This window comes from Parabacteroides sp. FAFU027, from assembly GCF_022808675.1.
Classification (GTDB): domain Bacteria; phylum Bacteroidota; class Bacteroidia; order Bacteroidales; family UBA7332; genus CAXXIC01.
Window position 1 is genome coordinate 1 of the sequence record NZ_JAKZKV010000020.1, and the last position, 14,731, is coordinate 14,731.

Below are 14,731 nucleotides of genomic sequence, written 5' to 3' on the forward strand. Positions count from 1 at the left end.
CTGATAAAACTCATCTTCGAGACCTCTTCGACAAAACTAAATTTCAAAATGACAAAGAGCGTTTTAGGCTTAATGAGCCAAATTTATTTGATTTTTAATTCGTCCCAATTTTTATGGGACACTAGTGAAGCAGCTTCTTCTATGAGTTTCAAATCATCTGAAGTCAGTTCTACCTCAACCGCTCCGATATTTTCCTCAAAGCGATGAAGTTTGGTCGTTCCCGGAATCGGAACAATCCACGGCTTCTGAGCCAGAATCCAGGCAAGAGCAATTTGAGCCGGAGTCACCTTTTTCTGAGCAGCGATTGCTTTGACCAAATCAACCAGAGCCATGTTGGACTGACGGTTTTCGGGTGAAAAGCGCGGAACCGTATTGCGGAAGTCATTCGCATCAAATGTAGTGTCAGCATCAATCTTTCCGGTCAGAAATCCTTTGCCGAGCGGACTGAAAGGGACGAAACCGATGCCCAGTTCTTCAAGTGTCGGCATAATCTCTGCTTCCGGTTCTCTCCAGAAGAGAGAATATTCACTTTGCAAAGCTGTCACCGGTTGTACGGCGTGCGCACGGCGAATGGTGTTCACTCCAGCTTCCGAAAGACCGAAATATTTTACCTTACCTTCCTGAATCAACTCTTTGACCGTACCGGCCACATCTTCAATGGGCACATTCGGATCCACCCGGTGCTGATAGAGCAGATCAATTGTTTCTACTCTCAATCGTTTCAACGAAGCCTCTACCACTTCTCGGATATGCTCCGGACGGCTGTTGAGTCCTCCTGCAATGCCACCAACATTAAATCCGAATTTGGTGGCTATCACCACCTCGTTTTTGAAGGGCTCGAGCGCCTCACCTACCAACTCTTCGTTGGTGAAAGGTCCGTACACTTCGGCGGTATCAAAGAATGTAACTCCGCTTTCCACCGCTTTGCGGATCAGGGCAATCATTTCCTGCTTATCGGCAGGTTGGCCATAGCCGAAGCTCATTCCCATGCAGCCTAACCCTAAGGCTGATACCTCCAGCCCGCTATTTCCTAATTTTCTTGTTTGCATGATGTTTGGTTATTAATTTACAGAACAAAAGTAGTCTATATGCCAACCCGAGTGTTTTTCTCTGCGGCTCAAACATATTTGTCTAAAAGCTCAATGTTTGTTATAGCAAAGCTACTTGAGAAATTAACCTACAGGTGCCGTGTCCCGAATCGCAATCGGGATGTAACCGCGATAATATTAGATGAGAATCAGCAGTTAAAAACCGCTGCACCCGTAAGATTCTACTGTAACAGGAATTGCGCCATACCTAAGTTACGATTTCATACCCCAATCAGAACGATTTGATACCATTCACCAGAAATCAGTTTGAGTAATTTTGCCTGCAAATAATACCAAACAAACAACTTAAGATTCCATGAAGAAAACTACCACGCTCCTACTCTTCTTGCTGCTGATGTATCAGATGCAGGCCCAGCAACAATTCAGTCATCCGGCTGAAGGAACTTACCTCAATCCGGTCTTTGCCGGCGATTATCCCGATCCAAGTATTTTACGCGATGGAAAGGATTATTACATCGTCCACTCTTCATTCGAATACTATCCCGGATTGCAGATATGGCACTCTACCGACCTGATTAATTGGCAGCCGGTGGCGGCAGCTTTGCATAAATATGTAGGTTCAGTCTGGGCTCCCGACCTGGTCAAATACAAAAACAGGTATTACATCTACTTTCCTGCCAATAATACCAATTATGTCGTGTCAGCACCTTCCATTGAAGGCCCATGGAGTAATCCTGTCGATCTGAAAATCGGCTACATTGATCCGGGACACATAACGGATGAAAAGGGAAACCGGTATCTCTATTTCAGCAACGGGACTTACGTTCCGCTGTCAGAAGACGGACTGCGAACAACCGGAGAAGCCCGCAAGGTATATGACGGCTGGACGATTCCGAATGATTGGTCCATCGAATGTTTTTGTATGGAAGGCCCGAAACTGACCAAACACGGGGATTACTATTACCTTACCGTTGCCGAAGGTGGAACTGCCGGTCCTGCCACCGGGCACATGATTATCTCCGCCCGCTCCCGCTCTCCACTGGGGCCATGGGAGAATTCACCCTACAATCCTATTCTCAGAGCACAGAATAATAGCCAACAGTGGTGTTCAATCGGTCACGGAACACTATTCGACGATGCTGCAAATAAATCATGGATTCTGTTTCATGGATACGAAAACGGTCATTACAACATGGGACGGCAAACTATGCTCTTACCTGTGGAATGGACACAAGACGGATGGTATAAAATAGCTCAAAACGCAAAGGTTGACCAACCGGTCCAAATTAAAATAAATAAGAATCAGACAGAAAGCTACAATCTTAACGATGACTTTTCTGGAAAAGAACTAAAATCACAATGGAAATTCTTCGGTGAATACAATCCTGGACGATTCAAACTGGAAAACCAGTCGCTGGAACTCCGGGCACAGGGACATTCAGTCGCCGATTGTTCGCCTATGCTCTGCATCCCGCCCACTCACTCCTACATGGCCGACGTGGAATTATCCATTGAAGGAAATGCAACGGGTGGATTGGTCTTATTTTACAACAAACAGGCTTGTTCCGGTATTCTGGCTGACTCCTGCAATATTCTGGCGAACCTGAGAGGTTGGCAATTTCCTACGGTAAAGAATTTGATTAACAGACATGTGTATCTGCGTCTGGTCAACAAAAACAATACCGTTGATATGTATTATAGCAAGGACGGTAAGCAGTGGGTGAAGATTGAAAACTCGCTGGAGGTATCGGGTATGCACCACAACGTGCTGAGTGGATTTATGAGCCTGAGAATCGGACTTTGTGCCATGGGTGACGGTGTGGTCAGATACAAAAACTTCCGGTATACGGTGCTGCCTTGATCAATTAAGACATCCCTGATAAATAACTTTTGACGACCGACCAGGATGACGGGCACCATAGGATTTCTTTTTAACCAGAGACTCTTGCCAGACAAAAAGCTGGCAAGAGTCTCTGTAAAGGCTATCAACTATTTACACAAAGACAGGCAACTCTGATTTAGTACACTTTATTGTAAGCTGCATAGTCAACAGCATCAAAATACGGGTAAAGAGGAAGCGTTGGAATCATTTGTTTTACAGTTTCAATATCCACCTCTTTAAAAACCAGAATAACACCATTAGCATTCTCCTTAGCAAAGAGATGTTCCAGTTTACCGTCTGTTTTCCACCTTCCGGCTACTTCGTGTTCTTCTTTTAGGAGTTGTTCCATATTTGGAATTGGATTATTCAAATCCATGCTTATATCAGCAAAAACTCTGTTCATATCTTCCGTTTTATAGCCATTAAAAATTAGTTCATCGGATTCTCCCAACCGCCACGGGTATCTACGCCGGTAGCCGTTGCAAGCGTTTCAAGACGTTGCATTTCTTCGGGTGTCAGTGTTATTTGTGCTGCTTTTATAGCATCTTCCACATGAGCGACTTTTGTTACACCAATGATGGGTAAAGTATTTTTAGCAATAGCCCATGCAATAGCCACTTGTGCAACCGAAGCCTCACGACTGCTACCGATTTCTTTCATAACGTCAGTAAGTTCTTCCAGTTGCTGAAGTACTTTATTGTAGGTCTGTCCGCGCCCGCTGCCCTCTGGAAGGGGATTAGCTACATTGTATTTACCCGATAAAGCACCTTGTTCCAACACCATATAGGCAAAAAAAGCAATGTTATTCTCCTTGCAGTAATCCAGGATACCAGCTTCTTCGGACGACCTGTACAACAGACTATAATGGTTTTGAACAGCCGAGATGCTGAATCCTTCTTGTGCCAGAATATCGTTTGCCCGCTTAATCTGAGCAAGGTTATGATTTGACACCCCCACTCGTTTTACTTTTCCGCTTTTAAGTAACGGTATTAAACCCGGTGTCCATTTTTCCACATCCATTGGATTGTGAATCCAGTAAATATCCATATAGTCCGTATTGAAGCGTTGTAAACTAATGTTCAGCATATCTTCCACCGGATTGGCTCCGTTACCCGCTATTTGCGGTGTAAATTTTGTGGACAAGACGATTTCTTCACGGGGATATTGCTGTACGAATTCAGCAAGAAGCGATTCGGACGAACCCATGCCATACACTGCGGCCGTATCCCAAAGATTCAGTCCGCCTTGCATGGCGGCATCAAATACAGGTTGTAAATCTTCGGCATTCAGATTATTACCAAATACCTGGTCACCTCCGGCAAAACCGGTTCCCCACGACCACGTTCCTAAAGCAATTTTGGGTAAGTTGTTCATTTTATTTCAGAATAAAGAGCGATAGACCAGCTGTATAGACAAGTTTGTCTGCATCATATCCCGCCCGGTTTAACAATTTCTTTTGAATGGGTTTGTTACTTCATTTTTAGTGCCAGCCCAGCCACGCGAGCGCCGAGTTTTTCTCCTGTCAGTTTATCTTCGGCATTAGGAGCTACATCGGTAGGCTCCTGACTGGCCAAAGCCATTGCTCCTCCCCATGAGCCCAAACGGTTAACCCCGTCAGGTTGACCGGGCAATTCCCCCAGACTCACCCACAACATACTGTGTGACATGGCAAATGATTGAAAAAACTGAAGTGTGCCTTGTTTGTCACCGCTGGGAGCGCCCGAGATGGTAAAACCAGCCGCCAGTTTGTCTTTCCATTTCTGGTTAAACCAGCTTCCGACAGTAGCATCGGCAAATGCCTTAAATTGTGCAGCCGGTCCACTCATGTAAGTAGGTGCACCGAAAATAATAGCGTCGCTTTCGTCCAGCTGACTAATCACAGCTTCATTGGTATAACGACCGTTTACGATATCATCGCCTTTGATGGAGATAAGATTCGTACTGATTCCGCTGATGGATGCAGCGCCTTTTCCTACAGCTTCGGCCAGTTTTTCGGTATGACCGGCTCCGCTGAAATAGATAATAGAAACTATTGCCATAATTGATAATTTGTTTGTTTAAATGATGATGCAAAATTCGGTCAAAAAACCGGAGAGAATTTATACCAATTACAGGGCTTTCTACCATTTTTACAGATTATGCAGGTTTGCAGTACGGAACAGATGGAAAAAGAATAACTTTGTATCAATCAATCAAATAAAAAGACTATGAATGAAACGGTTATACTGGAATCAATAGCCGATTACAATGATATGGTGGGAGTCGAAACCTTGCATCCTCTGGTAAGTGTTGTTGATTTTTCGAAAGTCGGCCCATTTGTCCACCTGCGTCAAAATATGGGGTTTTACGCTATCTTTCTGAAAGACACCAAATGCGGAGATATACGCTATGGACGCAATATTTACGATTATCGCGAGGGAACCCTTTTGTTTATGGCTCCGGGGCAGGTAATGGACATTGAAAACAATGGTGAGCCGATGCAACCGATGGGTTGGGCATTGTTGTTTCATCCGGATTTATTGAAGGGGACATCGCTGGCACACGCCATGAAAGACTATACTTTCTTTTCGTACGAAGTGAATGAAGCGTTGCATTTGTCAGAACAGGAAAAGCAGATTGTGATTGATTGCATGCAGAAAATCGGCATTGAGCTGCGACATGCAATTGATAAGCACAGCCGTCGATTGATTGTCACCAATATTGAATTGCTGTTAAGCTACAGTGTCCGTTTCTACGACCGTCAGTTTATCACACGGAATATCGAGAATAAAGATATTCTGACTCGATTCGAGAACTTGTTGAATAAATATTTTGAATCAGAAATGCCTCAGACAGTAGGTTTTCCTACAGTAAAATATTGTGCAGACCAATTGCATTTATCGCCCAATTATTTTGGCGATCTAATTCGGAAAGAGACAGGTAAAACGGCTCAGGAACACATTCAGCTGAAGATTATTGAACTGGCGAAAGAGCGGATATTTGACACCCGGAAATCAATTGGAGATATCGCATTTGAACTGGGCTTTAAATATCCTCAGCACTTCAGCCGGCTATTTAAAAATGAAACGGGATTTACCCCGAACGAATACAGGTCAAATAATTAAAACAAGAGCCTAAGAGTAGGTTCTAAGGCTCTTGTTTTATCTTTTTCTTTCTAAGAGAGAGGTTCTTTTTTCTATTCATATCATAGATTTCTATTTCAATATAACCTTGAAATCACGAATTGATTCGTTATTTGAAATCTTCAATATATAAATACCTTTCGGCACAGAGTGAATCTTCAGCTGATTGTTCTTTGAGTTGCTTGCAATCGTGTGGCCTGACATATCGATCAATACAATTTTATCTACAACGTTCGTAAAATGCACAATACCATTATCCGAATCCACATAAAAGTCAATTCCTGAATTCGTGTTTTGGATTCCGCTTGTTTGCATCAATTCAAATTTCACAGTCGGATTATCCGAGCCTACCGCCTGTTTAAGTTCGCCAGGGTTTTCAATACTTCCAATTTTTGTATAACTATATGAGGTGGAAAATGTTTCGTAAAACAGCACCAGACAGTTTGAGCCCCAAAGCATTATATCTCCGGCATTGATTGTTGCCTGAACAGAGGAATTTGTTGGCAAATTGTCAGATAAATAATAATACTTCTCATTTCCGTTCAGTTCGTTCATCCGAATAGTCATCGGCAACAATGCCAAAAAAGCTTTTGCTGTAGCATTGTCGAATGTATTTACAATAAACACATTGGCTCCTACAGTCATTTTTATCTGTGGCACATTTTGGGCATCAGTATCAAGACTCTTCACAAAACAGAGAAATATGATTATAATTGTTCGTTTCATATTTATCATTAACCGATTGTTTTTGTATATTTGGCAGGTACTCCAGCCACAACTGTATTGGCCGGAACATCTTTAGCAACTACAGCTCCGGCAGCGACGACCGAGTTCTCTCCGACTGTGACGCCGGGCAATATAGTTGCTCCGGCACCAATCCAGGCATTTCGTTTGATGACAATCGGTTTTACGATCAGTGATTTTCTATCTTTTGGGTCAATTGGATGCCCTTCGGTAATGATACTTACTTTGGGGCCAATCAGCACTTCATCTTCGATGGTGATACCTCCGATGTCCAGGAACGAACAGTCCGAATTTATAAATACATTTTTACCGATGCGGGTGAAAATACCCAGATTGACATGAAAAGGTGTAAACAGGGTCGTACTCTCATCTATGTTCTGACCCGTGATCTGGCTCAATATCCTTCGGGCGGTCGGTACATCAGGTGCGTTATTGAGCTCTACAGAAAGTTCCATAGTGCGGGCAGCCACTTTCCCTATTTCGGAGTAAGCTGCATCGCTGAACGGTACTGTTTCTCCTGCGTGAAGTCGTTCAAATATTGGATGCATACTCTTCATCGTTCACCGGTTCGAGCCAGGTAACCTGGTTGATACTTGCTTTAGGGGTAATGCCCACGTGTACAAATTCGCTATGAGCGGTTGCACCGTGCCAGTGAATAACTTTAGGTTTGATTTCCACCACATCACCGGCTTTCAATAGTTGTGCAGGTTTACCTTTCTCCTGATAATAGCCCTCGCCAGAGGTACAAAGCAGTAGTTGTCCCTGGGAATGCTGGTGCCAATAATTGCGGCTGCCTGGTGCAAAGGTTACATTATAACTCATCAAATCATACGTTGCCACATCGGTTATCAGCATTTCCACCCAGGCATCTCCGGTGAAGTAAGCCGGTGCTTTTTGTCCTTTTGGAAAAATATCTTTTGTATTCATTGTAGTTGATTTTGCTAAGTGAGGGCATGATTTTAAGTCACACCCTCACTATAATGTTTTATTTCAAATTCGTTTTAAAGAAGTTTTCCAGTTTGTCAAAAGGAATTACATCCACTTTATCATACAAATCCACGTGAACTGCCCCCGGAATAATCATCAGTTCCTTCGGCTCGTTAGCTGCTTTGTAGGCATCTTCACTCATGTAACGTGAATGTGCTTTTTCGCCGGCAATAATCAGCAGCGGACGTGGCGAAATCTCTTTGATATAAGCCAGAATCGGCATATTCATAAAAGAGACCACCGAGGTAGATGCCCAGGCACCGTTGGAATTGATAGAACGCGGATGAAACCCTCTGGGTGTTTTGTAATAGTTGTGGTAATCCTGTATAAACTGAGGTTCCTTACCCGTCAGTTTTTCAGGCAGGCCATGCGATTTGTCATAGTTTGCAGTCCCTTTTTCGGCATCAGTCCAACGTTGTTTACCGATTTGTTCCAGCATCTGGGTACGTTGTTCCAATGTCATAGCATCGTAATAACCTTTTGACGACACTCTTGTCATGTCGTACATACTGGTTGTGGCCACTGCTTTTACTCGTTTATCCGCCGCGGTAGCGTTCAAGGCAAAACCGCCGAAACCACAGATACCGATAATCCCGATCTTATTCCGGTCGATATTTTTTTGTATTCCCAGAAAGTCAACTGCTGCACTGAAATCTTCAGTGTTGATGTCCGGAGAAGCTATATTACGAGGTTCTCCTCCACTCTCGCCGGTGTAAGACGGGTCGAAAGCAAGGGCGATAAAGCCACGCTCCGCCATTTGATTGGCATACAATCCCGATGATTGTTCTTTTACCGCGCCGAAAGGTCCGCTGATAGCCAGTGCAGGCAAAACTTCGCTACTCTTGTTTTTTGGTGAGTATAAATCGCCGGTCAAGGTGATACCATAACGGTTCTTAAAGTGAACTTTTTGGCGGGTAACCTTATCACTCAATTTAAATGTATAATATTCTGTTTGTTTCATTCGTTTTGTTTTTTGATTTGCGTTTCCGAACATTTGCCCGGATACAACCAGAACCAGCATTAATATTGATGTTATTCGTTTCATAACTTATCAGGATTACTTTGCATTTTCCAATACCGTACGAATCATATCCGGAGTATAAAGTGCTGTAGCTCCCCACATAGCAGCCACTGCCGATAGTTTCTCTACCAGTACGGGAATGTCTTCTTCCGGAATATTACCTTCTTTCAACGTTACCGGAGTACCAATTTTTGAATACCAGTTTTTCAATGCTTCAATACCGGCATCGGCTCCTTCCACGTTGAACATTACTTTCGCAAACTGTTCGAAACGATCTGGTAGATTGTTTTTCTGCCATTTCATCCAGGCCGGCATAATGATAGACAGACCTGCACCGTGTGCGATATTGTATTCAGCCGAAAGGGTATGTTCGAGAAAGTGCGTATCGAAGCGGTTGTTTTGTACCCCACAGAAGGTGGTGAAGTTCAACGCTTGAGTAGCAGCCCATGCAAATTCAGCCCGTGCTTCGTAATTGGTTGAGTCGGCAAGCAGGATCTCAGTCGTACGAATAACTGTCTTCAGAATATTTTCGACATGACCGGCAATAAATCCCGGCAGATAGGTTGCTGACAGATACAAATCCAGACTGTGCGCAAAAATATCGGCAGCCGAATAAACCAAATAGTCGCGGGTAACGGATGCCTGCAATTCAGGATTAATCACCGAAACAGTCGGGAAAGTAGAGGGACCGGCAAGACTCAGTTTCTGTTTGGTCTCGTCGTTAGTTACCACTGCATAGTTGTTCATTTCACTACCGGTAGCGGCAAGCGTCATGATGTCGAAAATCAACAGATTTTGCATCGGTTCTGCTTTGTGAAGGAAGAAATCCCACACATCACCGTCATATTTAGCACCAGCCGCAATTGATTTGGAAGAGTCAAGCACGGAACCGCCTCCAACAGCCAATACAGCCTCAACGCCTTTCGATTTAGCAATCTCAATACCTTCTTTCACTTTGCTCAAAAGCGGATTACTCTGCACTCCGCCCAGCTCTTCAAAAGAAACTCCGTTATCAGCAAGTGATTTGGTCACGGTATCGAACAGACCATCCCTCTTAATGCGGTCAGAACCGTAAACGATTAAGACTTTTGATACGCCATACTCTGCGATGTATGTACCGATATTGGCTTCTTTGCCTTTTCCGAATTCGATTCGGGTAGGATTGTAATAATTAAAGTCAAACATAATTCTATTGCTATTTAATTTGATGTTAGTAACTCTTCCTGTTGTTTTAATCTGATGCAAAATTACGGTAAGAAGCACCTGCGGTGTTTTTCCCGGAAGCTCAAACTATTTTGCCCAAAAGCTCACCTTCACTACTCGGGGCATAGCCAAACTGCCGCTTGAATGCCGATGAAAAGTGAGACAGATTCTTGAATCCGACTTCCAGATAGACATCCGATATTTTCCTGTTTTCATGTCGCAGTTTATCGTATGCCACCCGCAGGCGTTTATCAATCAGCCACTTCTGTGGAGAAAGCGGACTGATTTTTTTGAAGTCACGTTTGAAGGTAGCCAGGCTTCTTCCGGTAAAACCTGCAATATCTTCAACTGACAAATCGTACATGTAATTATCATTCATAAAATCGAGAATATCAATCTTCCACGGTTCGGTAAAGTCAAACAAGGCCGGATAGAAACGATTATCGATATTCAACAGGGAGTAAACCCCTTCCTGTAGCTTGAGATGCATCAGCTCCTTTGCCGGCTCTTTGTCCGAATCAAAATAGGGAGTCATCGACTGAAACAGGCTCTGGATATCGGGCGTATGGGGCAATTTGATTACACTCGGCTTATGCTTTTCAGCTTCCAGAGGCAAGATCCGGTGGTCAATCGTCTGATAGAACTCACGTAAAAAGTTGCGCTTAAAGTTCATAAAGATCGCCCTGAAACCCTCATTCCCTTTGCGTTGCTTGGTCATGGTCACTGTATTGTCCCGACGGATAAATACACATTCTCCTTTTCCGACAATCACCTTTTTACCCTCTTTTTCCAGAATCATTTCTCCGGAATAGACGTAAACCAGCATGTGTTCTTTGACCATTTTGGAACAACTGATCTCATCAGGATGATAATAGGTAAAAAAGATATCGTGGTAATGAAACCTCAACGATCCGGAATGTTCTGCTATCATAGCTTTCTGTTTAGGGGGTGGTAGTAGTCTGATTATTAAGAGAAACATTGTATGTTTTCACCATGCAAAAATAACAGAAGAGCCGCAGGGATTGTTTTTCCCTGCGGCTCAAACTATTTTGTTGAAAAGCTCAGAATTACACTATGTGTCTATATTGAGCGAATCACCCGACAGGGATTGCCCACAGCAACCGAACGCGCTGGAATACTTTTTGTTACAACACTTCCAGCCCCAATGGTTACTCCATCGCCGATTACCACACCGGGCAGAATGATCGCTCCTCCCCCAATCCAGGCTCCGGCTCCAATCTTAATGCCACGACAGGTAGCAATATCCTTTATTCGTTCTTCGGGATCAACGGGGTGAATAGCGGTGTACAACTGTACATTCGGCCCAATAAAGGTGTGATCTCCGATTTCAATGCCCGCACAAGGCTGAAAGGTGCAATTGAAATTAATATATACCTTCTTTCCAAACTTCAGCTTTTCACCGCCATAATTACAATGAAAGGGAGCTGTGATTACGACATCATCCATTTTCCGGTCAAATAGCTCTTCCAGAAATGCTTTATCGCCGGAGGTATTGAATTTCATTGTCAATTCTGCAGCTTTCTTCCTTTGCGCAATCAATTCCGGATTGAAGGCATCATATTCTTCTTCGTGCAACAGTCCTTTTTCATCCGTATTCTTCATTGTTATTCGTTTTTAATTCACCTCAACTGAGGTATTTTCATTTTCCCAACCACGTTTTCAATACTCCATCCGCTCCGGTAACACTTCCACCGCGAATGGCAATTCCTTTTTCAACCATAGCCTCCGGGCATAAGCGCTTTATGTCCCTTTCACTATGACCTGATCCACTGCCTTCATGTGTACAAAAAGGAATGATTGTTTTGCCGGAAGTATCAAAGGATTCCAGAAACGTACATATTGCCATCGGGAAAGTGCCCCACCAGTTGGGGTATCCCAGATAGATCACATCGTACTCATCCGGATTATTGAGGTATTCCGATAATTCGGGTCTTGCATCCTGACTTAATTCATCCTGCGCCACACGGGTTGTCTCCATGTAATCTGCCGGGTAGGTCTTTACGGTTTGAATTTCAAACAAATCACCACCGGTAAGTTGTTGAATCTTTTTGGCAATCACCTCCGTGTTGCCAACCGGCAGATTTACGATGCTGCCTCCTTTATAGTTCTGCCCTTTACGCGAATAATAGGCGATAAGAATCTTCTTCATTGTATTCGTAGTTATTTTCATTTTAATCACTTCTCCAGCTCCAGCTTTCGCAGCCATTTCTCCACATCGCTACGAGAGCGGCCTACATCTCCACCTCTGATGGGAAGCCCTTCCAGTACCGTAGATTTCGGACAAAGCTTTTTAATATCCAGAACGCTATGCCCCATGCGGGTACCTTCATGAGTCATAAACGGCACGATGGTTTTCCCTTCCAGGTTATAGCTGGATAAGAATGTCGCTACCGGAGGGGCGATGGTACTCCACCAGTTGGGCGAACCAATGAAAATGACATCATATTGCCCGATATTGCTGATTTTGGTTTTCAGTGCGGGTTTATAATTCGAGTTGATTTCTCTTTTGGCCTGATCGACCACAGTTTGGTAATCCTGCGGGTATGGTTTCACCGATTGGATTTCAAAAATATCACCGCCGGTTGCATTCTTAATTTGGTTGGCGACAAAGCGGGTATTTCCACTGTGAGAAAAGTAAGCCACCAAAATCTTTTTCTTACTCACGGGAGTCTGCGCATGGATACTAATCATTGAAACAAAGGCAACTAAAATGCCGAATAGAATTGATCTCGTTCTCATAATTATTTATTTTTCAGGTAAGACTTCATTTACATTCAGTGTGAGAGGGTAAACGATGTAAGGCAAAAGGTTAATACGTATTGTAGCTTGTAGATTCATAATCAATATGGGACTTATTGTTTTACAGGTACAAAAATAGAACAAGAGCCGCAGGGGATGGTTTTCCCTACGGCTCAAACTATTTTGCTGAAAAGGTCAGTAAAGAAGAATAAGGTTCTCCGTATAAAAGACTCCGGATTTCCGAATGACCATTCAAAACAATAATCACTCTCCAATTATTCCTAATTCTCCAATATGCATTATGCAAAAAGCAGCTTCAGACCATTTTGTTGCTGAAACTGCTTTCTTATTCTTGCTATCACGGACTTGATGCAAGCCGGGAGGCTTGATTTTAGCTCGAACGAAGATTAAGTCTTCGCTCAACTACCGAACTACGGTTGTCCTATGCTACTCCAAACTGAGCACAATTTAAAAGTTGTGTTTTAACACATATCTTCCTTTAATATTCCCCAAAAGCATCTGATCAAGTATAATTGGCAATTCTTCAAGACTTACTTCTTTAGTAATTTCTTCCAGCTGATCTGGTTTCCATATTGTAGATAACAAATTCCATATATGTTTTTTCTCATCTTTGGGGATTTCGACAGAATCAATACCAATTAACTTTACACCTCTTAGAATGAATGGAAAAATACTCGTCTCTAATTGCGAAGAAGCAATCATTCCACAACAGGTCACAACACCGTTATAATTGACAGATTTCAACATCCCGGATAATATATTACCTCCAACAGTATCAATACCAGCAGCAAACTCACTTTTAGATAAAGGTCTGCTATCGCATTTAGCAATAAATTCATCTCTTGTAATTATCTCATCAACCTTTAATGTATCTTCGAGAAGCTTTGCGTTACTCTTTCCGGAAACAGCTACAACTTTATACCCTAAGTGTTTTAGTATAGCAATAGAAAGACTACCAACTCCACCTGTCGCTCCACTGACTACTATTTTTCCTTTTTCCGGAGTAATACCATTGTTGATAAGGCCTGAGACAGAAAGTCCGGCAGTCAGGCCGGCAGTACCGAAATACATAGCTTCTCGTTCTGTGAATGCTTCAGGAAGAGGAATAACCCAAGCCGCAGGCACGCTGATATATTCTCCAAATCCACCAAAAGTATTCATCCCCAAATCGTACCCTGTTACCAGTACAAGTGTATCGGTTTTAATATCCTCTACAGAGGATAAAACAACCTTGCCTACAGCATCAATACCAGGTATATGTGGATATTTCTTTGTCACACCTTTATTTCCTGATGCAGAAAGGGCATCTTTATAATTAATCGAAGAATAGCTAACCTTTATCAACACTTCATTTTCAGGCAAATCTGCGAGAGTTAGATTTTCCACAGCCTTAACAAAAACACCATCTACTTCTTTTACTACTAATGCTTTGAATTTTATCTCCATATCATCAAATTTTGGTGTAAATTTGGGCAATAATTTTGTGTGAAACAATAACTTACAAAAAGTACAGTAACTAACATACTATTCATAATTGCTGATAACCACGATTCTATAAAATGGATGAGATAAAAAAAACTGAGATTATTTGTCCGTCTGATGTTTTCTTGAAGATTATCAAAGGTAAATGTAAAACGACAATAATCGTTTTGATAAAAAAAGGAAGAAACCGTTTTAGTGAGATAAAACGAACCTTACCGACTATCAGTGAAAGGATGATTGCGAAACAACTAAGTGAATTAGAAAAGGATGGCATAATTGTTCGTAAAGTGTTTCAGGAGGTACCTCTGCATGTTGAGTACTTCCTCACAGCGTATGGAGAGAGTATTTATCCAATTGTCCGGGATATGAGAAAATGGGGGTATGAATATTTAAATCATTTGGATACACAAAATAAATAATCGTATTAGAGTTCAAGGCTCGGTCTTCTGGTTCCCCGGCA

The 14,731-nt window shown here is 42.7% G+C and carries 17 protein-coding genes and 1 pseudogene; 4 read left to right on the forward strand and 14 right to left on the reverse strand.

The genetic code is table 11. The features are described 5' to 3' along the window. A pseudogene (locus MLE17_RS18220) lies at positions 1-98 on the forward strand (IS4 family transposase); the annotation flags it as partial. Here MLE17_RS18220 and MLE17_RS18225 read toward each other — a convergent pair. Continuing rightward, positions 84-1,049, reverse strand: a complete 966-nt coding sequence (locus MLE17_RS18225) for an aldo/keto reductase (protein WP_243350207.1) — start codon at positions 1,047-1,049, stop codon at positions 84-86. The pseudogene MLE17_RS18220 and the gene MLE17_RS18225 overlap by 15 nt on opposite strands. 355 nt (positions 1,050-1,404) lie before the next feature. Here MLE17_RS18225 and MLE17_RS18230 point away from each other — a divergent pair, with 355 nt between their 5' ends. Further along, positions 1,405-2,910, forward strand: coding sequence for a family 43 glycosylhydrolase (locus MLE17_RS18230; RefSeq protein ID WP_243350208.1), 1,506 nt, complete (start codon positions 1,405-1,407; stop codon positions 2,908-2,910). Between the two features lie 157 nt (positions 2,911-3,067). Here the strand turns inward: MLE17_RS18230 and MLE17_RS18235 are convergent, their stop codons facing one another. The 3 genes from MLE17_RS18235 to MLE17_RS18245 all read right to left on the reverse strand — a co-directional run bounded on the left by MLE17_RS18235 (position 3,068) and on the right by MLE17_RS18245 (position 4,970). Beyond that, positions 3,068-3,334, reverse strand: coding sequence for a muconolactone Delta-isomerase family protein (locus MLE17_RS18235; protein WP_317236641.1), 267 nt, complete (start codon positions 3,332-3,334; stop codon positions 3,068-3,070). Between the two features lie 26 nt (positions 3,335-3,360). Continuing rightward, complete coding sequence (locus MLE17_RS18240) at positions 3,361-4,305, reverse strand: aldo/keto reductase (RefSeq protein ID WP_243350210.1); 945 nt, start codon at positions 4,303-4,305, stop codon at positions 3,361-3,363. 95 nt (positions 4,306-4,400) lie between these two features. Next, complete coding sequence (locus MLE17_RS18245; RefSeq protein ID WP_243350211.1) at positions 4,401-4,970, reverse strand: flavodoxin family protein; 570 nt, start codon at positions 4,968-4,970, stop codon at positions 4,401-4,403. A 168-nt stretch (positions 4,971-5,138) separates the two neighbouring features. Here MLE17_RS18245 and MLE17_RS18250 point away from each other — a divergent pair, with 168 nt between their 5' ends. Then, positions 5,139-6,035 carry a helix-turn-helix domain-containing protein gene (locus MLE17_RS18250; RefSeq protein ID WP_243350212.1) on the forward strand — a complete coding sequence of 299 codons (897 nt, stop codon included), beginning with the start codon at positions 5,139-5,141 and terminating at the stop codon, positions 6,033-6,035. Positions 6,036-6,125: 90 nt separating this feature from the next. On the opposite strand, the gene MLE17_RS18255 is transcribed toward MLE17_RS18250, so the two are convergent. The 10 genes from MLE17_RS18255 to MLE17_RS18300 all read right to left on the reverse strand — a co-directional run bounded on the left by MLE17_RS18255 (position 6,126) and on the right by MLE17_RS18300 (position 14,235). Next, positions 6,126-6,779 (reverse strand): cyclophilin-like fold protein, encoded by a 654-nt coding sequence (locus MLE17_RS18255; RefSeq protein ID WP_243350213.1) that lies wholly within the window; start codon positions 6,777-6,779, stop codon positions 6,126-6,128. An 8-nt stretch (positions 6,780-6,787) separates the two neighbouring features. Continuing rightward, positions 6,788-7,345, reverse strand: coding sequence for a DapH/DapD/GlmU-related protein (locus MLE17_RS18260; RefSeq protein WP_243350214.1), 558 nt, complete (start codon positions 7,343-7,345; stop codon positions 6,788-6,790). Continuing rightward, a complete protein-coding gene (locus MLE17_RS18265; protein ID WP_243350215.1) occupies positions 7,329-7,724 on the reverse strand; it encodes a cupin domain-containing protein in 396 nt (131 codons plus the stop codon). The genes MLE17_RS18260 and MLE17_RS18265 overlap by 17 nt, the downstream gene beginning before the upstream one ends. 58 nt (positions 7,725-7,782) lie before the next feature. Then, positions 7,783-8,778, reverse strand: a complete 996-nt coding sequence (locus MLE17_RS18270) for an alpha/beta hydrolase (RefSeq protein ID WP_410795644.1) — start codon at positions 8,776-8,778, stop codon at positions 7,783-7,785. A gap of 63 nt (positions 8,779-8,841) precedes the next feature. Next, positions 8,842-9,990, reverse strand: coding sequence for an iron-containing alcohol dehydrogenase (locus tag MLE17_RS18275; protein ID WP_243350217.1), 1,149 nt, complete (start codon positions 9,988-9,990; stop codon positions 8,842-8,844). Between the two features lie 100 nt (positions 9,991-10,090). Next, positions 10,091-10,939, reverse strand: a complete 849-nt coding sequence (locus MLE17_RS18280; RefSeq protein ID WP_243350218.1) for an AraC family transcriptional regulator — start codon at positions 10,937-10,939, stop codon at positions 10,091-10,093. Positions 10,940-11,088: 149 nt separating this feature from the next. Beyond that, positions 11,089-11,631, reverse strand: a complete 543-nt coding sequence (locus tag MLE17_RS18285) for a sugar O-acetyltransferase (protein WP_243350219.1) — start codon at positions 11,629-11,631, stop codon at positions 11,089-11,091. A 37-nt stretch (positions 11,632-11,668) separates the two neighbouring features. Beyond that, on the reverse strand, positions 11,669-12,178 hold the full coding sequence (locus MLE17_RS18290; RefSeq protein WP_243350220.1) for a flavodoxin: 510 nt from the start codon (positions 12,176-12,178) through the stop codon (positions 11,669-11,671). A 26-nt stretch (positions 12,179-12,204) separates the two neighbouring features. Continuing rightward, a complete protein-coding gene (locus MLE17_RS18295) occupies positions 12,205-12,768 on the reverse strand; it encodes a flavodoxin (protein WP_243350221.1) in 564 nt (187 codons plus the stop codon). Between the two features lie 468 nt (positions 12,769-13,236). Continuing rightward, positions 13,237-14,235 (reverse strand): YhdH/YhfP family quinone oxidoreductase, encoded by a 999-nt coding sequence (locus MLE17_RS18300; RefSeq protein ID WP_243350222.1) that lies wholly within the window; start codon positions 14,233-14,235, stop codon positions 13,237-13,239. Between the two features lie 113 nt (positions 14,236-14,348). Between MLE17_RS18300 and MLE17_RS18305 the strand changes: the two genes are divergently transcribed. Beyond that, positions 14,349-14,690: a winged helix-turn-helix transcriptional regulator gene (locus tag MLE17_RS18305; protein WP_243350223.1), complete on the forward strand. Its 342-nt coding sequence runs from the start codon at positions 14,349-14,351 to the stop codon at positions 14,688-14,690. The last annotated feature ends 41 nt before the right edge of the window (positions 14,691-14,731 follow it).